The sequence below is a fragment of the Nitrospiria bacterium genome (assembly GCA_035498035.1).
Taxonomy (GTDB): domain Bacteria; phylum Nitrospirota; class Nitrospiria; order JACQBZ01; family JACQBZ01; genus JACQBZ01.
The window spans coordinates 1-26,428 of sequence record DATKAN010000034.1; the positions used below are offsets into that span (position 1 = coordinate 1).

Annotated in this window: 25 protein-coding genes; 4 read left to right on the top strand and 21 right to left on the bottom strand. The window is 56.0% G+C overall.

The window, feature by feature from the left end; genetic code table 11:
• The 5 genes from VMN77_06920 to VMN77_06940 form a co-directional block, all read right to left on the bottom strand.
• Positions 1–1,263: TldD/PmbA family protein (locus VMN77_06920; protein ID HTN43514.1), on the bottom strand; the 1,263-nt coding region annotated here is incomplete at its 3' end.
• Between the two features lie 16 nt (positions 1,264–1,279).
• Positions 1,280–2,725, bottom strand: a complete 1,446-nt coding sequence (tldD, locus tag VMN77_06925; protein HTN43515.1) for a metalloprotease TldD — start codon at positions 2,723–2,725, stop codon at positions 1,280–1,282.
• 176 nt (positions 2,726–2,901) lie between these two features.
• A complete protein-coding gene (locus VMN77_06930) occupies positions 2,902–3,318 on the bottom strand; it encodes a hypothetical protein (protein ID HTN43516.1) in 417 nt (138 codons plus the stop codon).
• Between the two features lie 74 nt (positions 3,319–3,392).
• Complete coding sequence (locus VMN77_06935; GenBank protein HTN43517.1) at positions 3,393–3,719, bottom strand: (2Fe-2S) ferredoxin domain-containing protein; 327 nt, start codon at positions 3,717–3,719, stop codon at positions 3,393–3,395.
• Positions 3,719–4,684 carry a histone deacetylase gene (locus VMN77_06940; GenBank protein HTN43518.1) on the bottom strand — a complete coding sequence of 322 codons (966 nt, stop codon included), beginning with the start codon at positions 4,682–4,684 and terminating at the stop codon, positions 3,719–3,721. The genes VMN77_06935 and VMN77_06940 overlap by 1 nt, the downstream gene beginning before the upstream one ends.
• 243 nt (positions 4,685–4,927) lie before the next feature.
• On the opposite strand from VMN77_06940, the gene VMN77_06945 reads away from it, so the two are divergent.
• Entirely contained in the window at positions 4,928–6,070 is a 1,143-nt protein-coding gene (locus VMN77_06945) for a VCBS repeat-containing protein (protein ID HTN43519.1), read from the top strand.
• A gap of 58 nt (positions 6,071–6,128) precedes the next feature.
• Here VMN77_06945 and VMN77_06950 read toward each other — a convergent pair whose 3' ends face one another.
• The 12 genes from VMN77_06950 to VMN77_07005 form a co-directional block, all read right to left on the bottom strand.
• Positions 6,129–6,614, bottom strand: coding sequence for a DUF192 domain-containing protein (locus VMN77_06950; GenBank protein HTN43520.1), 486 nt, complete (start codon positions 6,612–6,614; stop codon positions 6,129–6,131).
• A 146-nt stretch (positions 6,615–6,760) separates the two neighbouring features.
• Complete coding sequence (locus tag VMN77_06955; GenBank protein ID HTN43521.1) at positions 6,761–8,110, bottom strand: hypothetical protein; 1,350 nt, start codon at positions 8,108–8,110, stop codon at positions 6,761–6,763.
• A 532-nt stretch (positions 8,111–8,642) separates the two neighbouring features.
• Positions 8,643–9,320 carry a tetratricopeptide repeat protein gene (locus VMN77_06960; GenBank protein ID HTN43522.1) on the bottom strand — a complete coding sequence of 226 codons (678 nt, stop codon included), beginning with the start codon at positions 9,318–9,320 and terminating at the stop codon, positions 8,643–8,645.
• A gap of 5 nt (positions 9,321–9,325) precedes the next feature.
• Positions 9,326–10,042: a ribonuclease III gene (gene rnc, locus VMN77_06965; protein ID HTN43523.1), complete on the bottom strand. Its 717-nt coding sequence runs from the start codon at positions 10,040–10,042 to the stop codon at positions 9,326–9,328.
• 9 nt (positions 10,043–10,051) lie between these two features.
• Positions 10,052–11,281, bottom strand: a complete 1,230-nt coding sequence (gene fabF / locus VMN77_06970; GenBank protein HTN43524.1) for a beta-ketoacyl-ACP synthase II — start codon at positions 11,279–11,281, stop codon at positions 10,052–10,054.
• Positions 11,282–11,373: 92 nt separating this feature from the next.
• Positions 11,374–11,607 (bottom strand): acyl carrier protein, encoded by a 234-nt coding sequence (gene acpP / locus VMN77_06975; protein HTN43525.1) that lies wholly within the window; start codon positions 11,605–11,607, stop codon positions 11,374–11,376.
• 75 nt (positions 11,608–11,682) lie between these two features.
• Positions 11,683–12,426: a 3-oxoacyl-[acyl-carrier-protein] reductase gene (fabG, locus tag VMN77_06980; GenBank protein HTN43526.1), complete on the bottom strand. Its 744-nt coding sequence runs from the start codon at positions 12,424–12,426 to the stop codon at positions 11,683–11,685.
• A gap of 33 nt (positions 12,427–12,459) precedes the next feature.
• Positions 12,460–13,392: an ACP S-malonyltransferase gene (gene fabD / locus VMN77_06985; GenBank protein ID HTN43527.1), complete on the bottom strand. Its 933-nt coding sequence runs from the start codon at positions 13,390–13,392 to the stop codon at positions 12,460–12,462.
• A 157-nt stretch (positions 13,393–13,549) separates the two neighbouring features.
• Positions 13,550–14,527, bottom strand: coding sequence for a beta-ketoacyl-ACP synthase III (locus VMN77_06990; protein ID HTN43528.1), 978 nt, complete (start codon positions 14,525–14,527; stop codon positions 13,550–13,552).
• Positions 14,528–15,571 carry a phosphate acyltransferase PlsX gene (plsX, locus tag VMN77_06995; GenBank protein ID HTN43529.1) on the bottom strand — a complete coding sequence of 348 codons (1,044 nt, stop codon included), beginning with the start codon at positions 15,569–15,571 and terminating at the stop codon, positions 14,528–14,530.
• Between the two features lie 63 nt (positions 15,572–15,634).
• Entirely contained in the window at positions 15,635–15,817 is a 183-nt protein-coding gene (gene rpmF, locus VMN77_07000) for a 50S ribosomal protein L32 (GenBank protein ID HTN43530.1), read from the bottom strand.
• A gap of 17 nt (positions 15,818–15,834) precedes the next feature.
• The gene (locus tag VMN77_07005; GenBank protein ID HTN43531.1) at positions 15,835–16,374 is read right to left on the bottom strand and encodes a DUF177 domain-containing protein; all 540 of its coding nucleotides are present in this window, start codon (positions 16,372–16,374) and stop codon (positions 15,835–15,837) included.
• Between the two features lie 125 nt (positions 16,375–16,499).
• Between VMN77_07005 and VMN77_07010 the strand changes: the two genes are divergently transcribed.
• Positions 16,500–16,868, top strand: a complete 369-nt coding sequence (locus VMN77_07010; protein HTN43532.1) for a hypothetical protein — start codon at positions 16,500–16,502, stop codon at positions 16,866–16,868.
• Here the strand turns inward: VMN77_07010 and tsaD are convergent.
• The 3 genes from tsaD to VMN77_07025 all read right to left on the bottom strand — a co-directional run bounded on the left by tsaD (position 16,855) and on the right by VMN77_07025 (position 22,181).
• Positions 16,855–17,880 (bottom strand): tRNA (adenosine(37)-N6)-threonylcarbamoyltransferase complex transferase subunit TsaD, encoded by a 1,026-nt coding sequence (gene tsaD / locus VMN77_07015; protein HTN43533.1) that lies wholly within the window; start codon positions 17,878–17,880, stop codon positions 16,855–16,857. The two genes, VMN77_07010 and tsaD, sit on opposite strands and share 14 nt — an antisense overlap.
• A 421-nt stretch (positions 17,881–18,301) precedes the next feature.
• A complete protein-coding gene (locus VMN77_07020) occupies positions 18,302–20,731 on the bottom strand; it encodes an ATP-dependent Clp protease ATP-binding subunit (GenBank protein ID HTN43534.1) in 2,430 nt (809 codons plus the stop codon).
• 292 nt (positions 20,732–21,023) lie between these two features.
• Positions 21,024–22,181 carry a hypothetical protein gene (locus tag VMN77_07025; GenBank protein HTN43535.1) on the bottom strand — a complete coding sequence of 386 codons (1,158 nt, stop codon included), beginning with the start codon at positions 22,179–22,181 and terminating at the stop codon, positions 21,024–21,026.
• A gap of 178 nt (positions 22,182–22,359) precedes the next feature.
• Between VMN77_07025 and VMN77_07030 the strand changes: the two genes are divergently transcribed.
• Both VMN77_07030 and VMN77_07035 read left to right on the top strand, forming a co-directional pair.
• Positions 22,360–24,594, top strand: a complete 2,235-nt coding sequence (locus VMN77_07030) for an ATP-binding protein (protein HTN43536.1) — start codon at positions 22,360–22,362, stop codon at positions 24,592–24,594.
• Positions 24,595–24,608: 14 nt separating this feature from the next.
• A complete protein-coding gene (locus VMN77_07035) occupies positions 24,609–26,123 on the top strand; it encodes an HD domain-containing phosphohydrolase (protein ID HTN43537.1) in 1,515 nt (504 codons plus the stop codon).
• Here the strand turns inward: VMN77_07035 and VMN77_07040 are convergent.
• Positions 26,117–26,428, bottom strand: coding sequence for a MerR family transcriptional regulator (locus VMN77_07040; protein HTN43538.1), 312 nt, complete (start codon positions 26,426–26,428; stop codon positions 26,117–26,119). The two genes, VMN77_07035 and VMN77_07040, sit on opposite strands and share 7 nt — an antisense overlap.

Below are 26,428 nucleotides of genomic sequence, written 5' to 3' on the forward strand. Positions count from 1 at the left end.
GATCATTTCGATATCCATAAAAATTTCCTTGAGATTCCCCGCGATCGTGATTTCCTCCACCGGATAGGTCAACTCGCCGTTTTCGATCCAAAGTCCCATCGCCCCCCGCGAATAATCTCCGGTGACGTGATTGACTCCGAACCCGATCGTCTCCACGACATACAGACCCCGCTTTACGGAGCGCAGGATCTCCTCCGGGCTGTGCGTCCCCGGGACCAGGTAGAAATTCGTGTGCGATACGGACGGGACGTCTCCGACGCTCCGGGCCGCGTTGCCGGTGGAGCTCAGCCCCAATTTCCGGGCGGAGTAGCTGTCCAGCAGATAACTTTCCAGGACCCCTTTCTTGATCACGGTCGTCTTCCGCGTCGGCAGGCCCTCTCCGTCGAACGGCCGGGAGCCCAGCGCCGAGGGAATCAGACCGTTGTCCAGGACGGTGACGGACGGAGCGGCCATCGGCCGGCCCAGATTCCCGGCCAGGAACGATGCGCCTTTATAGACGGCGTACCCCGACACGCAGGCGCTGAGGCTTCCGATCAACTCGGCCGCAGTTTCGGGATCGAAGATCACCGGTACCTCCCCGGTCGCGATCTTCCGCGCCCCGAGTCTGCGGAGCGCACGCTGGGCGGCCGTGCGGCCGACCGACTCGGGAGAGGCCAGCTCCTTGACCTTCCGCTTGGCCGAGTACCAGTAATCCCGCTGCATCAAGCCGTTCTCCGTCGCGACCGGCGACACCGAAAACGAGACATGGCTGACCGGATAACTGCCGATCACATCGTTCGTGTTGGCGTACACCACGCGGCGGGCGGCATGCGAAAGTCCCGCCCCTTCGGAATTGGCGATCCGGCGGTCGTATCCCAATGCGGCCGCTTCCGCCTGCACGGCCAGATCGATTTTGTCCTCCATCTTCCACGCCGGCAGCGTGTCGTCGTAGAGGTCCAGATCCGGCAAGACCAGTGCGGTCGGCTCGGGAAGACCGGCATGCGGGTCCTCGGCCGTGCATCGGGCCAGATAACAGGTATCCTCCACCAGTCGGTCGACGGACTCGACCGAAAAATCGGAGGTCGAACAGACCGCGCTCCGGTTCCCGAAAAAAAGCCTCAACCCCAACCGCTTTTCATGGGCGTTGCTCAGCTTGTCGATCGATTTGAGCCGGACCTGAACGTCGAAGCTGTCGCCCTCCACGATCACGACATCGCCCGCCGTGGCCCCTTTGGTCCGGGCCTTTTTCAATACGGAAGTGACAAGATCCTCGTATGGAATCATTCCCGTGCTTTCCCGCCTATCCCGCCGTGCCGCCGACGGTCATGCCGTTGATCCTCAGGGTCGGCAGTCCGACGCCCACCGGCACCGACTGGCCGTCCTTGCCGCAGGTGCCGACGCCGGCGTCCAATTGAAGATCGTTGCCGACCATGGTCACGCGCTTTAAAACATCCGGACCGTTTCCGATCAGCGTGGCGCCTTTCACCGGGGCGGTCACCTTCCCGTCCTCGATCCGGTAGGCCTCGCTGGCCGAAAAGACGAACTTGCCGCTCGTGATATCCACCTGCCCCCCGCCGAAGGACACGGCGTAAAGGCCGTTCTTGACCGAGCGGATGATCTCGTCAGGACGGGACTCCCCCGCCAGCATGAACGTGTTTGTCATGCGCGGCATGGGAATATGCATGAAACTTTCCCGGCGGCCGTTCCCGGTGGGCGTCATCCCCATCAGCTTCGCGTTCAAGCGATCCTGAAGGTAGCCCCTCAATATGCCCTTTTCGATCAAGACGGTCCGATGAGTGGGCGTTCCCTCATCGTCGATGTTCAAGGACCCGCGCCGTCCCGGGATGGTTCCGTCATCGACAATCGTGCAAAGCTCGGAGGCCACCTGTTTTCCGATCAGGTCGGTAAAGGCCGATGTCCGTTTTCGGTTGAAATCCCCTTCCAAACCGTGGCCGATCGCCTCATGCAGAAGAATTCCCGGCCAGCCCGGCCCCAAGACCACGTCCATCATGCCCGCCGGGGCCTCGACGGCCGAAAGATTCAGGATGGCCTGACGGGCGGCTTCCTTGGCGTACGTTTCAAAAAGGCGGTTCTCCAGGAAAAACGAGTACTCGACCCGACCGCCCCCTCCGTGACTGCCAACCTGCCGGTTTCCGTTTTCTTCCGCGATGCAGGTCACGTTAAGACGGGAAAGCGGCTGGATATCGCCCACAATCCGGCCCTCGGAGTTGACGACAAGTACGGCTTTGTGCTCGCTGGCGAAGGAAGCCATCACCTTTTTGATCCTCGGATCGTAGCGGCGCGCCACGCTGTCGATCTGGTGCAGGAGGTCGATTTTTTCTTGAACTGAAATGTCCGAAACGGGCGTCCGAACCGGATAGAGATCCGGTCGGGCGACATCGCCATGGACCGGCACGGGCTTTCCGATGGATCGATCCGTCGTGATGTATCGCGCCGTTTGCGCGGCCGACTCCAGATTTTTTAATGTAATCTCATCCGAGTAGGCATAACCGGTTTTTTCATCGGCCACGGCCCGAACCCCGACGCCCTGGCCGATTGATTTGGCGGCCTTTTTAACCATGCCTTCTTCAAGGCTGACCGATTCGTTCGTACGGTACTCAAAATAAAGATCCGCGTAATCAATCTGTTTTCCCAGCGCCTTTCCAATGGTCTGTTCCAGCTGGATCGTATTCAGATTGAATTTCCTAAGGAAAAACTCTTCGGCCTTCGTAAGCTCCTTGGCCACAGCGTATCCTTTCTAATGATTTAAGGGATGTTTATACGGTATTATACGGAGAAACTAAAGCGAAATCAATAAGAAATAAACCATAATTCCGTATAAAGCGGCGGGGGAATAAATATAACATATTATTTTATATAGATTAATAGCCAATTTTCCACCGCCGTTTTCGGTCTGAAATGTCAGTGGGGAAGGCTCCGGATCAACTTTTCTATTTCTTCCTTTAATTCAGGTATTTCGGACATGTTATTTCGTATCGCTCCCAGGATTTTTTCCAGACGGGCCTTGCTTGTCATTCTTTTGTCTCGTAATACTTTTTCATCAAGCGTCCGATAGGCCCCGGAAAGACGCGGCTCCAATTCCGGACGCAAGGACTGAATACCCTCATAAATCTGATGAATGGTGGGGTCGATCTTTGATACAACAGTAAAGGTCCCGTCCTCCATCAACAAAACGGCGCCTATTCCATCGTTCAGGGGGACAACTTTGTTGATCTTCTTGCCCAAGGCTTCGGACCAGTTTAAGAATAACCCGGGGAACTTCTTAATGTAGGCCGCCTTTTCTTCATTGGCGGCCCATTTCTCCTCGATGGCGGACATTGGACCTTCTCCTGGGATCTTCCCCTGTTGGTTGTGGAAACCGAAAGGCGGCAGGGACGGTTCTAAAACCTCACCTATTTTTTATTATTATCGGGCATCAAAAGACGCTCTACAATTTCACCCTTGACGATATGACGATCCATAATCTCATCGGCATCCTCGAGGGTCCGAACCGTATACCAGACACCTTCCGGATAGATCACAACCGACGGGCCGTATGCGCAATGGTCCAGGCAACCGGCCTTGTTGGCCCGAACCGTTCCTTTCAGACCCCGCCGCTTAACCTCGGAGGAAAGGTGCTCCTGGATCTGTTTGGAGTTCTTCGCCGAACAACTTCCCCGCGGATCGTCCGGCGTCCGCTCATTGATGCAGACGAAGATATGTTTTTTGAAGCCCGGCATCACGGTTCCCTTTCCGACGATAAATAGACTTCTAGATGGCGTTCCACCGATCGGGCCAGCGCATCCAGATTGTATCCCCCTTCAAGGCAGGACAGGACCTTTCCCCCGCAATAAAGGCCGGCCCATTCCATCACCTTGCGGGTCATCTCCCCGAAACCCTCTTCCGTAACGCGCATGTTGGCCAGCGGATCGGCCCGATGGGCATCAAAACCGGCGGAGACCAGTATGAAATCCGGACGAAAGGCCTCGACGGCGGGACGGAGCGATTTCTCGAAGACCGAAAGGTATTCCTCATCCCCCTGACCCGGCGACAGCGGACAGTTCAACGTATAGCCTTCACCCGCGCCGCGGCCGTGTTCGTCCGCCCGCCCCGTTCCGGGGTAGAGGGGAAACTGATGAACACTGAAATAGAAGACGGTCGGGTCTTCCTCAAAAATATGCTGCGTCCCGTTACCGTGATGGACATCCCAGTCGACGATCATCACACGGGATACATGATGGCATACTTGGAGGTAGCGGGCCGCGACCGCGATATTATTAATAAGACAGAACCCCATCGAACGATTGGACTCGGCGTGATGGCCCGGCGGCCGAACGGCGCAAAACGCGTTTGTAAACCTTCCGGACATAATCCCGTCCGCCGCCGAAAGCGTTCCCTCCACGGCCAGGAGCGCCGCGTCGTAGGAATGGGGAGACATCACCGTATCCGCATCGATTCGGGCGAGGCCCTTGTCCGGCCCTAGGCGTTGGAGTCGTTCCTGGTAACCGGGCTTATGAACACGGGCGATCCACTCGGACAGACCCGTCCGGGGCGGATTCGGAGAGCAAACCGTCAGCTTTTTAATCAATCCGGTTTCCTCCAGCCGACCGATAATCGCTTTCAGGCGGAGGGAGGATTCCGGATGCTGGGGGCCGGTGTCGTGCAAAAGGTAATCGGGATGATAGATCAAGGCGGTCCGTTTCATGGGCCTATGCTAACACAGGAAGGGCGACAGAACAAGGGATTCAACCCAGCGAAAAAGGCAAGCGAGAGCCGGTGAAAGCGAGGATCGGGCTTTGCACGTCCGAGCGCGGGGTGTGGGGGCATCGGAGGAGCGAAGCCCGCACGGGCCCCAACATCGGATTGTCGCGACCCGAGCCCCTATAAATAGCATTGCGGATTTGGGCCAGTTCGGCTACAATGGGCTGAACCTTCTCAAGGAAGACCCATGCCGAAGCCCTTTCCAGTCCTGGTCTTTCTCCTGATTGTCATCATGACCGGATGCCATCCCCGAACCCCGGCCCCTCCGCCGCCCAAATTATTCAGCGGACCGACGAGTTACCCGGTCGGCACCAATCCCACGGCGATCGCCGAGGCCGACCTCAACAATGACGGAAATCTGGACTTGATCACGGCCAACTTCGGCAGCAACGATCTTTCCATCCTGCTCGGCAGCGGCGACGGCACCTTTCAGGATCAGAAAATCGTCAAGGTCGGTGTCCAGCCCAAATCGATCGTGGTCGGCCGTTTCGACGCCGATCCCTATCCGGACGTCGCGGTGATCCACAACTCCGACGCGTCCTTGATGATTCTCGCGGGAGAAGGAAGCGGGAACTTCCACGTGACACAGCGTGAAGAATTCCACAAGACCCCGACGGCCATCGCGGCGGCCGATTTCAATCAGGACGGAAAGCCCGATCTGGCCGTTTCCCTGCTGCTGGACCGCGTCCTGATTTTTAACGGCGAAGGCCATGGACGCTTCACGGCCGGCGACAGCTTCGATCCCGGCGACACGCCCACCTCCCTGGAACCGATCGACCTCAACCACGACGGTCATCCGGATTTATTGATCGCCGACAACGGCGAAATGCAACCGGGAATCGCGGTCTTTCTGGGCCGGGGAAACGGCAGTTTTGAAAGGTCGCAATTCTACAAAACACGTCTCCGGCCTCTCATCGTCAGTACGGGGGATTATAACGGGGACGGCATCACCGACCTGGTGGTGATCTACAGCTCCCAGAGCACGATGGCCGTTTTTCTCGGCCGCAGCGACGGCACGTTTCAGGATGGGATGGAGTTCGGATCGGAGGGCGGCCCGACCGCCGTGCTCACGGGAGACTACGACCACGACGGCAAACAGGACCTCCTCACCACGAATGATCTCACCGGTAAATTTTCGATTTCCTTCGGAAAGGGGGATGGAACGTTTGCCTATCCGCCCTCAATGTACCCTTCCGGGGACGGTCCGTTCGCCGTCGTCACCGGAAAGTTCAACAAGGAAAGCCCAAACGGCCTGGCGATCGCCAACAACGTCAGCAACACCGTTTCGATATTTCTCGCCAGGGAACGCCCAGCCGCCGGAAAACCGTAGGGGCGAATCTCGTATTCGCCCCCGTGTAGGCGATCACATGGATCGCCTCTGCCATCCATCATCCCCGACGCACCAGCCGGAAGATCATGCTCATACCGGGTTGAAGTTGGTTCATCCTGGCAAAGCCGGCCGCGGCCTGCATCACATACAGGGCCTCGGGTTCCTTCGGCCCGTAGGTCGGACAGGGATCGTCCGCGCAGGGCGGGGCCGCCTCCTCAATATGCAGTATCTTTCGATCGCGATCGAGCCAGAGAATGTCGATGGGGAAATGACTGTTTTTCGTCCAGATGGGGTGTGAATCTTCGTCGTCGTAAATATAAAGCATCGCCTGGTCGGGCGAAAGCTCCCTGGTAAAAAATAACCCGACCACCTGTTTCTCGGGACTGTCGGCCACCTGGGCCAGTATCTGTTTCCCGTTGGGGAGCTCGACCATAAAATAATTCGTCTCCTGATTGCCCATCATGAAGGGCATGGCGATCCCCATCGCGACTAGGGCGAGGACGAGGAGGATTCCTTTTTTAAGGTTTTCTTTATCAACCGCCATGAGGTGTATGATAGGTGTCCATGACCCAAATGTCAATTGTAACCGGGGCCCGTCCAGTATGTAGGGGCGTAGCATGCTACGCCCCTACGGCAGAAAAAAAGCCCCTCCGTCACCGGAGGGGCTTTTGTGAAACAGGACTCCCGGCCTTATTTAAAGCGATACGTGGCCGAAAGTTTCGAGGACAGTGTCTCCGGAACACCCGAAATCGCGTAGGTGCCGCTGAAGATAACATCCTGGTTGATCACGGCATCGATCATCAGGTTATCCATAACCGCCCACCCGAGTCCCAAACTGAACGTCGCAGCCCCGTCTGAAACAGTATTCGACTTGTCCAGACCCCCGACAAAAATGGGGCAGCCCCCCCCGGTGGGTGTACTATCTTTACAATTCGAACTATTGTAAAGAGGTTTAGACAATCCAATACGTGTCTTTACGACTTTAAAGGTTTGATGTTCAACTGCAATATTCACCGGGATCGCAAGGTTGTCTAACGTGACTTTGCCTCCACCTTGATTTACTTTTGCTTCACGGTTTGCACCCGCAAGGCCGATACCGGCCACAACCAGGGTGTCCGGATTCGGCTTGGAGTTCAAGGCCGTATCGAGCCTCCAGCCGAGGGTCGTGTCGTCAACCTTGACCCCCGTCCCGGACGAGTCCTTGGTCGAGGCATCAATCGATAGAATTTGGGCCGTGGTCAAGAGCTTGCTGTTGCCCATGTTTGCATGATGCCGGACCAAAATCGCAAAGCTGGGCCCCGCATCGCTTTTATACGTGTTGCCGCAGGACGGGGCGGCATTACTGCACTTGGATGAGGGTACGGTAATATCCACTGTGCCATCCAGCATCCCACCGCCAAAGATCCCGCCGGCTCCTAGATTCCACTCCGTGGACTCGTCCTTGCTTGTGACACCACCCACGGTATTCTTCTGATATTGATCGGCATAGCTCAGATATAAACCTATCGGCGTTGCGCTGTGCAGTCCGTAGAAGAGATCAACCCGGTTATTGCCCAATGGGGACCCAGTACCCGAAGGACCAAAAGCTGCCTGCTGATTCATCATCCCCAGAGGGCCGCTCAAGTTAAAACTGCTAAGTCCCAGAGGGGATGCTCCATTAATTGAGCCGTTGGTAGGTCTTCCAATATAAACGCCCCACGATCCGTAGGAGACGTCCATATTCATACCGCCCCACTGACTGCCCGAATTCATACTGTCATTGAAACCGGTCCCGGAAATCGCACCGCATCCGCCTACCCCTAAAGGAATACTCACACTACACGGCGACGATGTCGACTCGGTTCCCAGCTCCCCGTAGATGTTGTTTTTGTAATTGGTGACCTGTGCGGGATTGATCCAGATATTGAAATCGTCCTCGATCTGCCAGTTCGCCACGCCCAGACCGTCCATACGGGCATTGGTCGAGGGATTCGTGATCACCTGGGCCGAGGCGGTGGAAGCGAAAAGAAGGGTGAAAATCACTGCAGCAAGCTTCTTCATGCTCTGTTCCTCCTTGATAGGGTGTGTATACCGAGTTACGATATCAAACGATTGGTGCGGCTCTATTCCAATGCGGTCAAGTAAACAACCCTAAGACCTGCTGTATTTTGCGATCAGGCCCTTCACCTCCTTTCAAGTCCGTCCCATCCGACTAAGGCGTTTACGGCCGCGGCGGCCGTAAAACGACCGCGATCCGGAACCTCCCTCATGCCGAAGTCCGATCGTCCCCGATAGCAAAATCGGCGGCACTATACCACGAGCCTGATGACGTGTCAAGCTTTTTTTCTTTTTTTATCAAGCCGGAAGCGGATCGGGCCCCACCGGTGGGGGATTGTGTCCCCGGCATCCCATATGAGGGGCTGCATTTAGTACGATTAATATACTTAGTATACCGGCGTATTCGGCCGTCTAACCGACACCATCGGTGCCCATAAACTTAAACATCCAGATTCGTCCCGGCGCACATCTCCTGGCATGCTTGTGGCATGCGGCATCAGTGAAAAAGATCCTTCTGGACCGTCCAAGTCGTCCATCACACGGTCCAGAGACGAGCCCTCGTTTTCCACGCCCAGAGCCGCTCCTCCCTTCGCTTATATCGCGGTGAGCGCTTGAACATCTCCAAGGCGGTCCGATAGGCCAAGACCGCCTTCGTCCGGTCGCCGGCCCGCTGATAGGCCATCCCAAGAAGGTAATGACCCTCGACGCTGGAAGAGAAGATGGATCGGAACTGCTCGAGCCGCTGGGCGGCCTCGTCCGCCCGTCCCCGGTGGAGCAGGAATTCGCCCCACCGGAGATAGGGCTCGCCGTACCGGAGCTTCGGACTCCGTTCCATGGCTTTCCGGATCAAGTTTTCTCCCTCCGTAACTTTGCCGGTCCAGAGATAGGCCAGTCCGAGGTCGCAGACCGTTTCGTCCGAGTCGGGCATCCGATCCATCGCCTTTTCGAGATGGGGAACCGCCTCGCCGAAACGGCGGGCCTCGATCAGAATCCTTCCGAGGTCGCGGCGGGCCGTCGCATCGTGAGGATTGACCGAAAGCTCCCGGTTGAGCGCCCGGACCATGCCGGCTCGCCGGAACCGCCCAAGCAAGCGCCGGGATATACCGATGAATTGGTAGTCCAGGGCGAGATAGACGGCCAGTATCACCAGGAGGGCGAACACCGGACTGCCGGTTAAAAGAGTGATCAGAAAAAATAGAAAGAGATTTCGCATTTACACTAAAGCGGCCGCCGGGTCAATTTCTCGAGCGCCTGCTTGGCCGCCTGCTGCTCGGCTTCTTTCTTGCTCCGCCCCCGGCCGATGCCGAAGACCTCTTCCTTGATCATGAGCTTGACTTCGAAAAGTTTCTGGTGATCCGGACCGGATTCGCGCAGAACCCGGTAGGTAGGCAGGACATCAAATTCCCTCTGGCAGCATTCCTGGAGCTCCGTCTTGTAATCGATATCTTCCCGACCCTGGTCGAGACGACGAAACTCCTCCTCGAATATTTGAATGAGAACGGCCCGGGCGGTTTCAAAACCGCCGTCCAGATAGACGGCCGCGATCACGGCTTCGAGCGCGTCCGCCAGGATGGAAGGTTTTTCCCGACCGCGGGTCCGTTCCTCCCCGCGTCCGAGCAGCAGGAATTCGCCGACACCGAGACCCCCTGCAACCCGCGCCAGCGTGACCTCGCTCACGAGCCGGGCCTTCATTTTGGAAAGATCCCCTTCGGTCGACAAGGGATACAGCGAGATCAGCCGCTCGCTGATGGCCAAATCCAGCACCGCGTCGCCTAAAAACTCCAGGCGTTCATTATCCTGGGTCGCGCCCTCTTTTTCTGACGCCCGCAGCTCATTCAGATACGATTTATGGGTGAGGGCCGCGCGAAGATGATCCGGTTTGCGGAAAGAGTAACCTAAGATTTTCTGGAACGTGTCGAGGGGTTCAAGCGACATGGCGCTGTTTTAATGTTCATCATGCTTTTGAAAGACCAGGCAGGCGTTCGTGCCTCCAAACCCGAAGGAGTTGCTCAAGGCCGCGTTTAATGACGCGCGCCGGGCGGTATTGGGAATGCAGTCCAGATCGCAATCCGGATCCGGATGTTCGTAATTGATGGTCGGCGGAAGGATGCCTTTGACCAGCGCCAGGATCGTGAAGACGGCCTCGACGCCGCCGGCCGCGCCCAGGAGATGACCGGTCATGGACTTGGTGGAGCTGACCGGAATCCGTTTGGCGTGGTCCCCGAACACGGTCTTGATCGCCCGCGTCTCGATCTTGTCCGCAAAGGTGGAGGTGGCATGGGCATTGATATAGCCGATCTGGGCCGGCTGCAGTCCCGCGTCCTTGAGAGCCAGGGACATGCAGCGGGCGGCCCCGATCCCGCTGTCCGGAGGCGCCGTGATGTGGTAGGCGTCGGCCGTCATGGCATAACCGACCACCTCCGCATAGATCCGGGCTCCCCGCCGGCGTGCCGACTCCCGTTCTTCCAGCAGCAAGAGTCCGGCCCCTTCGCCCAACACGAAACCGTCCCGCTCCAGGTCAAACGGCCGACTGGCATGAACGGGATCCTCGTTGCGCGTGGAGAGGGCGCGCGAGGCCGCAAACCCGGCCACGCCCAGCGGCGTAATGGCGGCCTCGGTTCCGCCGGCGATCATGACATCCGCCTCGCCCCGCTGGATGATCCGAAAGGCATCCCCGATGCAGTTGTTTCCGGTTGCGCAGGCCGTCACCGCGGAGGAGTTCGGGCCCTGGAGCCCATACCGGATCGCTATCTGCCCGGAGGCCAGATTGATGATGGTCATCGGAATGAAGAACGGGGTCACCCGCTTCGGTCCCTTTTCCATCAGAATGCGATGCCATTCTTCAATGGCATTCAGGCCGCCGATGCCGGACCCGACATAGACCCCGATCCGTTCCGCATTCTCAGAGGTGACCTTCAACCCGGAATCGTCCATCGCCATCTGGCCGGCGGCGAGGGCGTAGTGGATGAAGGTATCCATCTTCTTGATCTCTTTCTTATCGATATAATTCGCCGGATCGAACCCCTTGACCTCGGCCGCGATCCGCACCGGCATCTGGGCCGCATCAAAACGCGAAATGGGACCCACGCCGCTGACGCCATCGCATAAGGCCCTCCACGTCGGATCCACCCCGATTCCCAACGGGGATACGACTCCCAAGCCGGTGACGACCACGCGGCGACTCAGAACCCCACCCCCTTCCTCAAAATGCCCGACACGATTGACATCGATCCATCCCTCAAAGACCGGCCTCCGGCGGATCTTCGTTAAACCCGTTCTTTGATGTAATCCATGACGTTTTGCACCGTGAGGATCTTTTCGGCATCTTCATCCGGAATCTCGATGCCGAACTCCTCCTCAAAGGCCATGACCAATTCGACCGTATCGAGAGAATCTGCGCCCAGATCATCGACAAAGGAGGCATCCGGCGTCACATCCTCTTCGTCCACTCCGAGTTGCTCCACAATGATCTTCTTCACCTTTTCATCCACGGCTGCCATTGGCTTGTACACCTCCCCTCTTGGGTTTATCCGATTTACTGCACCAATCAAATTGACGATGAATTCGCCATCGGTTCATACCATCAACATCCCGCCGTTGACATGCAGGACGTGTCCCGTTATATATCCGGCCTCCTCCGATACCAGAAATCGAACCGCATGGGCGATGTCCTGGGGCGTCCCAAGGCGGCCCAGGGGAATCTGTTTCATCAAACCCTCCCGAACCTCGGACGACAGGTTCTGGGTCATCGCCGTGTCGATGAAGCCGGGCGCCACTGCATTGGCGGTGATTCCCCGGCCGGCGTATTCGCGCGCCACGGACTTTGTAAATCCGATCAACGCGGCCTTCGATGCGGCGTAGTTGGCCTGCCCCGCATTGCCCATCACCCCCACGATCGACGCGATGTTGACGATCCTCCCTCTTCGCTGCTTGCTCATCAGGGGCAACACCGATTTCGTGCAGTGAAAGGCCCCCTTTAAATTTACGTTCAAGACCAGATCCCAGTCTTCCTCTTTCATCCGAAGAAGAAGGCCGTCACGGGTGATGCCGGCGTTGTTGATCAGGATATCGATCCGACCGAACTCCCGGATCGCCCGATCGACCATCCCGGCCACACCCTTGCCGTCGGTCACATCGGCCCCCACCGCCAGGCATCGGCGACCGGAGGTGGCCAGCTCATCGGCCGTCTGCTTCGCCTCCCCCAGATTGACGTCGGAGATGACCAAATGGGCGCCGTCTTGAATCAGGCTCTGTGAAATCGCTTTTCCGATGCCTCGGGCGCCTCCCGTGACAATGGCCACGCGTTCCTTTAAAGTCATGTTACCCTTTCGCTCCAATGAGTGACCCCTGGATTAAGCGGCCAGTGCACCGAGGGTCTCCTCCAAACTTTCCGGGTCCTCAATGTGATACGTTCTCGCCTCTTTGGCGATCCGCTTGACCAAACCGGACAAAACCGTCCCCGGTCCGATCTCGACAAACGTGGTGATTCCCTCTTGAACCATGCGTTGAATGGTATCGACCCAGAGAACGGGGGAGGCCAATTGCCGAACCAGCGCCTCCTTCGCCAAATCACCGGAGGTGATCGGCACGGCGTCCACATTCGTCACGACCGGTATCCTCAGCCGGAGGAGCTTCACGCCGTTTAAATCCCGGCTCAGGCGTTCCGCCGCCGGTTTCATTAAGGAACAATGGGAAGGAACGCTGACCGCCAACGGCATGATCCGCTTCGCTCCCCTCTCTCTGGCCAGCGCCATCGCCGCCTCGACCGCGGGACGTTCCCCCCCGATGACGATCTGAACGGGAGAATTGATATTGGCCGCCGAAACGATGCCCTGGCCAGAAGCCGAACGGCAGATTTCCTCCACCGTCCTTCGGTCCAGACCGAGGACGGCCGCCATCGCCCCGATCCCGGCCGGAACGGCCTCCTGCATGTACCGCCCTCGGTTCCGGACAAGCGTTACGGCATCGGAGAAGGCCAATCCGCCGGAGGCGACCAGCGCGGTATACTCGCCCAGGCTGTGCCCGGCCAGCATGGAGGCCGAAAGCCCTTTTTCCTCCGCCCATCTCAGGGCCGCGAGGCTGGTCGTGAGAATCGCCGGCTGCGTATGCTCGGTCAGATCCAGCCGGTCGGCCGGGCCCTCATGACATAGCTTTGCGATATCAAAACCCAGCGCCTGCTGCGCCTCGCGGTAAACCTGTCGGGCCGCATCGGATGCCGCGTATAACTTTGCGCCCATTCCGACATATTGAGACCCCTGGCCTGGGAACAAAAATGCAACCGTCATCGTCAAAGTATTCAGATATTGCTTAAATCGGATCTCGAAGTCAACAAAAAAATATCGTTTTATCGCACGAAAACGAGCGGATGAACGGGAATGAGGGGGGTGCCTCCGCCGGGATGCCTTCGCCGTGGCGGAACCTTGGCCGCCCGGACCGGATCGCCTACCACCGGACAAGGGCCGAGGCCCAGGTTAAACCGGCGCCAAAGGCCTCGAACAGCAGCAGATCTCCGTCTTTGACGCGCCCTTGGCGAACCGCCTCGTCCAGGGCGATAGGGATCGACGCGGCCGACGTATTCCCGTACCGGTCCACATTGAGAACCACTTTATCCATGGCCAATCCCAGCCGCTGAGCCACCGCTTGAATGATCCGAAAGTTGGCCTGATGGGGAATCATCAGGGAGATGTCAGAGGGTTGAACATGAGCCGACTTGAGGGTTTCGTACACCGCTTCCTCCAAGGTCCGGACCGCCACTTTAAATGTTTCATTCCCTTTCATTTTAATATACGGCTTCCTTTCGGCCAGCATCGAAGGAGAGGGAGGGATGCGCGACCCTCCACCCGGCACCTGAATGAGATCCCACAGCCGGCCGTCGGAACGGAGATGGGTTGACAGGACCCCATGCTCGCTTTTCGTTCGCTGCAGGACGGCCGCCCCCGCGCCGTCCCCAAACAGGACGCAGGTATTTCGATCCGTCCAGTCGACGATCCGGGACATTACCTCGGTCCCGATGATCAGCACGTTTTTATAAACGCCGTTTCGGATGTACTGGTCGGCAATGGAAAGGGCGTACAGAAACCCGGAACAGGCGGCGGAAAGATCAAAGGCCGCCGCCTGAGGCGCCCCCAGCCGGTCTTGAACCAGGCAGGCCGTCGATGGGAAAAACATGTCCGGCGTGATGGTCGCCACCAGAATCAGGTCCAGATCTCTTTCATTCAGGCGGGCCATCTCCAGGGCCCGACGGGCCGCGGGGACCGCCAGGTCCGACGCCGCCTCGCCCGGGTCGGCGATCCGCCGCTCCCGGATGCCCGTTCGCTCCACGATCCAGTTTTCGGTCGTTTCCACCATCCGTTCCAGGTCCCGGTTCGTCATGACCCGTTCGGGAAGATAGGCGCCGGTACCGATGATTCGAGTTTTCATTCAGTCTCGTCTGAGCGATTGGAGGTATTCTTCGTGTACTTTGCTGTAAAGGGTCATGCTCTCTTCGATGTCTTTCTGAATCCGTTCATTCACCCGGCCTTCGGCCTGGGTCTTGGCCACGCGGACGGCATTCTTGATGGCCTTGGCCGACGATCGTCCGTGACAGATGATCGAGATTCCATTCACCCCCAAAAGCGGCGCCCCGCCGTACTCGGCATAATCCAGCCGTCGACGGAAACGCTGAAAGGCGGATCGGAGGAAGAAATAACCGAACTTTCCCCCGAACGTGGCCGCAATTTCACGCTTTAAAAGCTTCCCCAAGACATCCGCCAGACCCTCGCTGATTTTCAGGGCGACGTTTCCGATGAAACCGTCGCAGACGATCACATCGGCCGTCCCCGAATAGACATCGCGTCCCTCGACGTTTCCGATGAAATTCATGGGGCTCGCCTTCAGAATTTTAAACGCCTCTTTGGTCATTTCATTGCCCTTTGTATCCTCCTCGCCGATGCTGATCAAGCCGATTTTGGGATTCGACTTTTGCAGCACCCATTCGGCGTACTCATTTCCCATGATCGCGAATTGAAAAAGATTGAGGGGTTTACAATCGACATTGGCGCCGACGTCGAGCAGGATCGAGTAACCCAATAAGGTCGGCATGATGGTGGCAATCGCGGGCCGCTCCACACCCTGGAGCGGGCCCAGGATGTATAGCGCCGTGGCCATCGTGGCACCGCTGTTTCCTGCACTGATCACGGCCACGGCATCGCCTTTGCGGACCAGCTCGGTCGCCACCCAGATCGATGACTCCCGTTTTCGGCGGATCACGACGGACGGAGCCTCATCCATCTCCACTTTTTGAGCCGCGTGTACGATCGAAATGTCCAGACCCGAAGGGGAATGACGGTCTAATTCCTTCCCGAGAACGGCGGAATCCCCAACCAGGATAATACCGACCCCCAATTCCCGGGCGGCCAAGACCGCCCCTTCAACAATGGGTCCGGGCGCATCGTCCCCGCCCATTCCGTCGACGGCCAATTTCATGGTAATCGTCTTCACTGTTCGAGCCCCTTGGGTATCCGGCTTTTCTCCGCTATCTGGCTACGACTAGGATTCTTTGATCGCAATGATCGTCTGGCCTTTATAGGTCCCGCAATTCAGGCAGACATAATGAGGCCGCTTGGGTTCGTGACATTGAGGACAGGGAGCCAGGCTCGGGGCCCGTAATTTTTTATGGGTCCGTCGTTTATCTCTTCGGGATTTGGATATCTTGTGCTTTGGATGTGCCATAGGGAATCAACCTCACGTTATTTTTTGATGATTTTCTTCAATTTCTCCTGGAAACGGGTCATCGGGCGACGGACATCCTCCTCCACACAACCACAGGACGTTCGGTTCAAGTCCGCGCCGCATTGAGGGCAAAGTCCTCGACAGTTGGGCCGACACAACGGATAGGTCGGCAGGGACAACAAGACTTGCTCTCTGACCACATCGGTCAGATCGATGATGTCGCCCGAATAGACGTACTCATCCAGATCCTTTTCATCGAGCTCGTGCCATTCCCCAGCCAACCGGTCGGGCTTCACTTCCATCGGCACCACGGTCATTTCGAACGAGGAATGGACCGGATAGAAAAGGGCCTCCAAGCAGCGAACGCACTGCAACTTCGCATGGGCTTGGGCTTCTCCCGAAACATACACGGAATGATCCGTCGGGACCAGCCGGGCCCGAACCCGAATGGAACCCTCAAACTCGGCGCCGGGACTTTTCAGGTCGAGGGTCGCGGGATCCGCTTCGTAGTCAAGATCAAGCCCCTCTTGCGGGATTTCGGACCGATGAATCTGCATTTAAATCATATTAAAACTTTCAAATTATAGGGATCATGCGGCAATTTGTCAAGGAAATTGACCGCCTCGATGAATACACAATGCCGTATTGCAAATCACGCGGAAAAGCATGATAATGTATTTTTATGGAGATTTTCAACGCCCATTCTCCCGGAAAACTCCGCGTCGGTCTCCTCCTGTTTCTGACCCTGCTCGTGGGAGGGGTTTACCTCGGATTTCAGCTGATCCCATATTGGATGGACGCCTACGACATGAAAAATTTCCTGGACGAGAAAGCCCGCACGGGCCAATTGGTGTCGGACGACGAAATCCGCGGATCCATTATCGCCAAGGCGCATGAGTTAGGCATCGAATTGTCGGACCGGGATATCGATATCCATCGATCCTCAACAGACATGTCCATCTCGACCGCCTGGGAGCTGGATTATAATTTTTTCGGCCTTTACACTCATACGTTTACTTTCGCGCCCCAGGTCAACGTCAACTACCAATAAACCACGACCCGTCCAGAGGAGGCGCCGCCTGAGGACTCAACGTTAACAACGGGAAATCCCGTTCCCGATTAAAATGTCCGGCCGCCGCGATCATCGCGCCGTTATCCGTACAATAGGTCGGATTTGGTATGTAAAGCGATCGTCCGCTATCCTCACAGGCTTCGGTTAACCGTCGACGGAGAAGAGTGTTGGCGGCCACTCCACCCGTCACACACACGGATCGGACTCCGTATCGCTCCGCCGCCGAAACCGTTTTTTCGACCAGGACATCCACGATCGCCTGTTGAAAAGCGCCCGCAACGTCCGGGATGCTCAGGTCCGACCCATCCGGGAAACCCGATCGTTCCAGATAATAACGCAGAGACGTTTTCAAACCGCTGAAGCTCATATTCAATGAATCGTTATTAAGGTAAGGCCTTGGAAAGTTGATCCGCATGGAATTTCCCGCCCTGGATACCCGATCGATCGCCGGTCCCCCCGGGTAGGGCAAGCCCAACATCTTGGCTCCCTTATCAAAGGCTTCGCCCGCGGCATCGTCGATGGTCCACCCCACTAATTCAAAAGGACCTCGGGCCGGAACAAAGTAAATATTGGTATGTCCGCCGGAAACCACGAGGGCCACGGCGGGAAGATCAACGGTCCGGTTTTCCAAATGGACGGCCGCAATATGGCCTTCAAGATGATTCACCCCGATCAGCCGCAGCCGGTGACGATAGGCGAGGGCCTTTGCGAACGAAACACCCACCAGCAACGCGCCCATCAATCCGGGGCCTTGGGTCACCGCGACACCGGAGAGATCCCGAAGTCCGACACGGGCCTTGTCCAAGGCGGCACAGACCACGTCCGAGATCACGGCGGTATGTTGACGGCAGGCCAATTCCGGAACCACCCCCCCGTATCGTTGATGAACCGGCTCCTGTGAATACAAAACATTGGACAAAACCTCCCGTCCATCCTTAACGACAGCGGCGGCCGTTTCATCACACGATGTTTCGATACCTAACAGAAGCAAGCGGCCTCCTTGTGGATGCGTTGGACAAATCGCATCCAAAGCGCGGGCGGAATCCACATCCGTATGGCCTGGGTAAATGAAAAAGCTACGGCGGAAGATTCACATGTTTTTCTGACCCCTTGAGTGGTTTGCAGTCGATGATTATGCATTTCAAGGTGATTCACGGCCTGCAAATGAATCGGATCCATATGAATGGCCGTTGGGTGGACCCGATCAAAGGAAACTGGATACCGTTTTGAACAAGATAGAATTTTGGGGGGAGCGTGAATGTGGAAGAAAATCTAATGCTTCTCGGTCCTTCAAGCCTTGGCCCCGGGTTCTCATCCCGCCTCACTTTCTTCGGAGTCTCGTGCTAGATGCTTATCAAGCATCTTCGCCCGGGGAGCACCTCATTCCGCTATTTGCGTGTTGACCCAGCCGATCAGACCTCCGCCATAACCTCGTCTTCAACAAAGGCAAGTAAATTGTCCTTGAGGATCACCTTAATCCGCTTGGCATCTTTAAAGCGCCCCTTCAACAATTCCTCGGACAAAGGATCCCCGATGTTCTTCTGGATCACACGCCGCATCGGTCGCGCTCCATAAGCCGGCTCATAACCTTCTTTGGTCAGCCAAGCTTTGACCTCGGGTGTCACATCCAATTGGATACCGCGATCCGCAAGACGCTGATTGACCTCCTCGATCAGGATATCGACAATTTTAATCAGGTGCTGCATCTCGAGGGGATGGAAGACCACCACTTCATCGATTCGATTGAGAAACTCCGGATTGAAGCCCTTCTTCAACTCGGTGAGCACGTCATCTTTCATACGGACCCGTTTTTCCTCATCCGCATCTTTCTGAAAACCCAGCGTGGCCCCTTTATGGATTAGCTTGGTGCCAAGGTTCGAGGTCATGATCAGCACGGAATTTTTGAAGTCGACCTTGCGGCCGAGGCTATCGGTCAAGCAACCGTCTTCCAGAACCTGAAGAAGCATATGAAAGATTTCCGGGTGAGCCTTCTCAATCTCGTCGAACAAAACGACCGAATAAGGCCGACGACGAACCGTTTCAGTCAATTGGCCGCCCTCTTCGTATCCGACATAACCCGGCGGGGCCCCCACAAGTCGCGAACCCGTGAACTTCTCCATGTATTCCGACATGTCGATACGGATCAGGGCGTTCTCATCATCAAACAAGAACTCCGCCAGCGCCTTGGCCAGCTCGGTTTTACCCACGCCGGTCGGGCCCAGAAAGATGAACGACCCGATCGGTCGTTTGGCCTCCTTCAAACCGGCTCGGGAACGCCGGATGGCTCGACAGACGGCCGCAATCGCCTCTTCCTGTCCCACGATCCTTTTGTGAAGTTCCTCTTCCATGTGAAGAAGTTTCTGGGATTCCGCTTCCTCAAGTTTATACAAAGGAATTCCGGTCATCTTGGATACGACATATCCCACATCCTCCTTCGAGATCACGGGCCGGTTTTTTTCCTGACTTTTCTTCCATTCCCGCTTGGCTTCTTCCAGTAACCGTTTGTGCCGCTCCTCTTCCTCGCGAAGCTTGACAGCCTCTTCAAAATTTTGAAGCGTAACGGCCAATTCCTTATCGCGTGTGACCCGTTTTAATTCCTGCTCCAATGATTTAAGCTCCTCGGGCAGCGAATAACTCTTCATTTTGGCCCGCGAACCGGTTTCGTCGATCACATCGATGGCTTTATCCGGCATGAAGCGGTCCGTAATGTAACGGTCCGCGAGGCGCACGGCCTCTACGATCGCTTCTTCCGTAATCTCAACGCCGTGGTGCTCTTCATAGCGATCCCGGAGTCCTTTGATGATCCGAATTGTCTCATCCGCACTCGGCGGTTGAACAAAGATCGGCTGGAATCGCCGCTTTAGGGCGCCATCTTTCTCGATGTGCTTTCGGTATTCATCCAGCGTCGTGGCTCCGATGCATTGAATCTCACCCCGCGCGAGCGCCGGCTTGAGCATGTTGGACGCGTCAATGGAACCTTCGGCCGCGCCAGCCCCGACCAAGGTGTGAAGTTCGTCGATAAAAATGATGATATTCCCGGCTTGGACGATTTCCTTCATGACCACTTTAAGCCGCTCTTCAAATTGTCCCCGGTACTTGGTCCCCGCCACCAAAGAACCCAAGTCCAGGGCAATGACGCGTCGATTCAGGAGATTGTCCGGGACTTCGGTCGATACAATACGCTGGGCCAGACCTTCGACGATAGCGGTCTTGCCCACCCCGGATTCCCCGATCAGGGCCGGATTGTTTTTCGTCCGCCGACACAGGATCTGCAAAACGCGTTCAATTTCATCCGCCCGGCCGATCACGGGATCCAACGCTCCTTCACTGGCCAATTGGGTCAGATCTCTGCCGAATTCTTCCAAGGCAGGCGTATTGCTTTTCTTCTCGCGCTCGCGGGGTACGGACTTGCGGAGGAAATTAACCGTGAGTTGACGCGCGGTAAGCAGATTGGCGCCCAAGCTTCGTAGGATTTTCCCTCCGATGCCTTCTTCCTCCCGGAGGAGCCCTAGAAGGAGGTGTTCGCTCCCGATGTGATTATGGCCCAGCAAGCGGGCCTCTTCAACGGCAAACTCGATGACTTTTTTTACACGGGGGGTAAAGGGAATTTCCCCGAACGTCATGGTGCTGCCCCCGCTGGGAAGATTGCGTTCGATTTCCAGGCGGACCTGTTCGGGGGAAAGCCCCATCTTCTTTAATATCGCAAGCGCGATGCCGTCCGTCTCTCGTAAAATGGCTAGGGCCAGATGCTCCGTACCCAGATAATCATTCTGATGACGCTCGGCTTCTTCCCGCGCTAAGATGATGATCTTTCTTCCCTTATCTGTAAATCGTTCGAACATCGGTCCTCCTCACCCTTTTCCCCCCAGCAATTCGCACCCTCGAGTCACCCGGTCGGTACGACAGGATCTTGATTTCGCTACATAAACGGCGGGAAACTTCCCGCCGATAATCTTTTTATTTTATTGCCCTTCTGGACACGAATTGAAAGCGAAGTCGTCTGAATTTATTGTAACCATTGGCCAATCTATTGTCAAGATATTTCTCCCGAAACAGGGCACGGGTTCGAATGTCCGAAGATAACGGACAATGTGAGCGCCTGGACAAATCGGGGTAATTGTTCTGTCGGATTTACTATACGACCGGATGTGGATCTTGAGTACGCGCAGCCCGAACGGTATCGAATTGAGAGGAATGGATCGCACGGCCCTGCCACTGGAACTCCGCCAGATCAAAACCAACCTCTAAGGCAAGTTTTTCCAATTCCAGGGCCAGTTCAAGGTCATTCTTTCCTTCAAGATGTCGATGTTCGTACATGCTGTCCCAGCAAAGCAGAATCGATTCTCCTAAACAGCCAAACACTTCATTCTTGTGAAGAAGCCCAAAATCAAAGGAACACTTCATATCGGAAAGATATCCAACTCCGCCTTCCACCACGACAATATCCGGCCGCTGTTCCATAAGGTTTAAAGGGGTACTGGTCGGCCGACTGTCATCGATAATCAGAGTCCCCGCGGGAAGCTCCGCAGGGCTCAATACGGCCGAGATGGCATTGGTTGCAGCTACAATGACATCGGCCTTCTGCGTTAAAGAAAGTCCTTTGGAAAGCAGTACCGGAGCTTTAACCTGTTTCGATAGCTCTTCTCCAAGTTCATTGAGCACCTTGACCCGCCGATCCACGAGGATCAGCTTTCCCACCCTATCGGCCAACAACTTGCTTGTCAGGGACCCCACCAGGCCCGCCGCTCCCACAACAGCCACGGTGCACTCTTTCAATTCCAATCCCGCCCGCCGGGCCAAAGCCTCCGCCGCCTGTCTGAGCAAGACTGAAGTGTAGATGCTTCCACTCGTAATCAGGGCCTTGATTCCGTCCAAAGCTTCCCACTTTGTGCGCATGACGGATGCGGATAATGCACCCAATCCGATCACTTTAGGTCCCAGTTTTTCGCCCAGCCGGACCGATTGAACGATCCGCCTTCGGGCTTTGTTGAGGTTCTTGAACATCAGCTCGGCCGTCAAGGGACAAAAAACGACGCGACCCTTCATCGGCCGCCCATCCCGGGTTTTTATCCCCGAAATGGAAGGTCCCAGCACCGGCCAAAGATGACGTGAAATGGCTGCGGTAAACCAGCCCGGAGCATACCGAAGCAATGGATATTTCCGACAAACATCGGATAGATAACGGGGATGCACGACAAATACATAATCGACCGAACCGACCAGAAATTGCACAATCGACCGTGGCATCAATTGGAGTAACAGATCTCGGATCGTGCTGATCAGGTGCCTCATGCTTCCTAGGACCCCAGTGAATTGCCGGTTTATACGTAAAGTGTACTTTGCCTCTCGCCATTGTCAACCCCTTTTCCTCAGGTTTCTTCCTACTCAAACGGCGTTCTTTGTGATAATATTAATATTGCTAATATTCTAAGGTTTGTTTTCGTTCTTCCAAATTATACGGTGAAAACATATGGAAACGAAAACCATAATCCTATTTTTAACAGCCGCCCTAAATCTCGCCCTCTCCTTAATCGTTTACAGCCGAGGAGGCAAAAACCCCATCACCCGCTCATACGCGGCCGCGGTGCTTTCGGTGGCCGCCTGGGCGTTTGGCCATGGCATGTTCACCCTTAATGACGACCCGTCCCCTCTCTTTTGGTTTTACTTCACCTACGTGGCCGGAGCCTTCATCGCGACCTTCTTTTTTCAATTTGCAAGGATTTTTCCCAACGAGGTCGTTTCCCCTCTACCGGCTCTGCCGGCCAAGATATTGAGTATCGGCTTCCCGATTCTGGTCTCCGCCGGCCTGCTCATGCCGAACATCCTGATTCAATCCTTCACACAGCTGGATCATCACAGACAGGTCGTTTTTATCAAGTCCAGCTACCTATTCTATACCATCGGATTTTCCCTCCTGATGGGAGGGGGCTTTCTCCATCTCTTGAGTCGGTATCGGGGGTCGTCAGGACGCCAGAGGATGCAGATCCGCTACGTCGTGGCAGGAACCGGAATCGCGGCAGGGTTCGGAAGCTACTTCAATCTATGGCTGCCCTGGACTGGGGATACAAGCCTGATGTGGCTGGGTCCTCATTTTTCCCTCATCATGATCGGCTTCATCGCGTATGCGATCATCAAACATCGCTTGATGGACATTCGCCTCATTCTGAGTCGAACGATCGTCTACTCGCTGCTCTTGGCCAGCACGTTGATGCTCTACGCCATGCTGATCCTCCTCGCGCAGCGATTCTTTCAAGACAAAACGGGCTACATGACCAGCCTCGTGATCGGCTCTCTCCTGATCGCATTGGGGTTCGAACCGCTGAAAAAATTATTCCAAAGAACGACCGAAAGAATCTTCTTCCGGGGGGAGTTGGATGCCCAACGACTGCTGGGTGAGTTGAGCGAAACCTTTAGCACGGTCAAAGATCTGGACAGCCTTCTTAGAAGCATCGCTCAGCAGCTGTGCCATGCCTTCCGTACGGATCACGGCATTTTAGCGGTCCTGACGGACGCGGAGGAATTGTCGGTCGGCACCGACCGGGAAGGCCCCGGGCCGCGGGTCCCTCTTTATAGGAACCATCCCCTGATCCAGTATTACGCCTCCATTTCGCCGATGCATTATCTCAAGATGCCCACCAAACGGGAGGCCCTTCTCCAGGAGGAGTTGGTGGAAACCGCTCAGGCGATGGGATTGCTCGAGGAAGGGATGCGCGTGAACCTGCTCTCGGCCATGCAAGATCTTAACGTCGCCATATCGGTGCCCATCTTCTCCAAAGACCAGCTCAGCGGATTGATCCTTTTGGGCCACAAACGATCGGGAGACAGTTTTTTCCTGGCCGACCTGAAACTGTTGGAGATCATCGCACGGCAAGCGGGGGTGACCATCGAAAATGCCCGCCTGTATAAAACCCTCCAGCAACAAATGGAAGAACTGAAAGGGAGCCAGACGCAGCAATTGATTCAATCCGCCAAGCTGGCCTCCATCGGAGAACTCGCGACCAACGTGGCGCATGAGATCAACAACCCCCTCACCAGCATTTTGGGCTTTACGGCGCTCATGCTGGAGGACATGGAAGATCAGAATCCTCACAAGAAGGATTTAAAGATCATTCAAAGCGAAGCGATGCGTTCCCGGGACATTGTGAGAAATTTACTCGACTTTGCCCGCAAGCGGGGGATCAAGAAGGAGCTGATCGACATCAATCAACTGATTCAGAATACATTGAACCTGCTTCGTCACCAAGCCGAGATTTCGAATATCGTTTTGAGAGAGGAGTACGGACACGACCTTCCCACGCTGATCATCGACGGCGACCAAATGAAACAGGTTTTTATCAATCTCTTGAAAAACGCCTTCGACGCCATGCCAAAAGGCGGAACGTTGACCGTGACGACCTTGGCCCACAATTATGACGGTTCGTCAACTCAGCCGGGGTTCGGTGAAAATGAACCCGTTTTTTTCCGGAAGATGATCGAAATTCGGATCCAGGATACGGGCATCGGCATTGACAAAGAGCATCTTCCGAAGATTTTTGATCCGTTTTTCACCACCAAGGAAGGAATGGGAACCGGGTTGGGATTGGCGGTGAGCTATGGTATTATCGAAAGACACGGGGGCCGGATTGCGGTTTTCAGCGAGGTGGGAGCCGGGGCGACGTTTGTCGTCAAACTTCCGGTTAAAGAAGAAGCCATGATACACCATTAAAAGAAGATCAAGCGATGCCGCAAGAAAAAGTTCTGGTTGTAGACGACGAACCGACGATCGTGGAGCTCTGTACCCGTTTCTTGAACAAAGAAGGGTACAACGTCAAAACCGCTTCGAACGGACTGCAGGCGCTTCAACACTTCCATGATGAACCGTTTGACCTCCTGTTGACCGACATCCGGATGCGCGGGATGAGCGGCTTGGAATTGATCGATGCCGCCAAGAAGCACGATCCGGGGATTGCGATTGTCGTGATCACCGGCCACGGCACCGTGAATATGGCGATCGAGTCGCTCAAGCTCGGCACCCTGGGCTTTGTCATAAAACCGTTTACGATGGAGGAGCTGCTCACCGCCGTTCGCCACGCCACGGAAAAGAATCGGCTGGTCAAAGAGAACATCCGCCTCCGATCCCTGATGCCTTTGTTTGAGATCAACCGACGGCTGGTGACCACCGACCTGGAACATCTATTTAAAGAAATCGCGCAGAGTGCCCGGCTTGAAACGAAGGCGGAGCGCGCCTCGCTCATGTTGTTTGACGAAACCCGTCAGGAGCTGGAATTGAAGGCTTATTCCGGTTTTTCCGTGGTCGTTCCCTCCAAGATGACGAAGAAGCTCGGCCAGGGCGTGGCCGGTGTGGTGGCCCAAACAAGAAAACCGCTCATTATCCAGGGAGGCGTTCAGCAAAACCCAACCCTGGCGAACGTCCTGGAGGACGCCGAGGTTCTCTCTTCGGTTTCGATCCCGCTCATCGGAAAGGGGTATCCGAAGATGTCATCCCTCAGCCGTCCACCCGTGACGCACGAACGTTTGATCGGGGTGCTGAACATCTCGAAAAACAGTCCCGGTTCCACGCCGTTTACCGAAAGCGATCTGGAGCTGGTGACCCTCCTGGCCGGGCAAGCCTCGGCCGCGATCGAGAACGCCCAGCTCTACCAGGACCTGCATCAAAGCTATGTCAAGACGATCCGGTCGCTCGTGGCCACCATCGAGTTAAAAGACACCTACACCTCGGGCCATTCCGAAAATGTTTCAAGGTACGGCGCGGCCTTGGCCCGGGAAATGGGATTGTCGGCGAACGAAATCGACGAGATCGAAATCGGGGGCATTCTGCACGACATCGGAAAGATCGGAAGCAGCGAAGATATCCTCTTGAAAAAAGACCGCCTGACCAAGGAAGAGTTTGAGATAATGAAGGCTCATCCCGCCAACGCCGTTAAAATTCTAAACCCGGTGGGCCTCTCCGAGAATATCCTCAAGATTGTTCTCCACCATCACGAACAATGCAACGGGAAAGGGTATCCGACCGGTTTGACGCGCGAGCAGATTTCCTTAGGGGCGCGGATCCTGATGGTCGCGGATACGATCGATGCCATGACCTCCGATCGACCCTACCGAAAGGCCCAGCCCATTTCAAAACTCCTCGGCGAGCTCAAGAAATATTCCGGCCAGCAGTTCGATTCGGACGTGGTCGGGGCCTTCGAGCGTCTCTTACAAAAAGTCGGCCCGGATTTTTTCCGTCATCAATAATCTTCCGCGATTGGGGAAGGCCCCTTTTCCAACCGATCCAGGAGTCGAACGATCACCTCGATGCCGGCCAGGTTCACCCCCAGGTCCCGCGTCAACGAACAGATCATTCGGATCCGCTGGAGGTCGCGATCCCCGTACAATACGGTTTTACGACCGTCCTCCAATATCCCCTCCTCATGACGGATCAGTCCACGCCGTTCATAGATCCGGAGGGTCTGCGGCCGCAAGCGATAGACCTCACAGACGGTCGAGATCGTCACGTACCGTTGAACCGCTCGGGGCTTTTTCCTTCGTGTTTTCGGCAT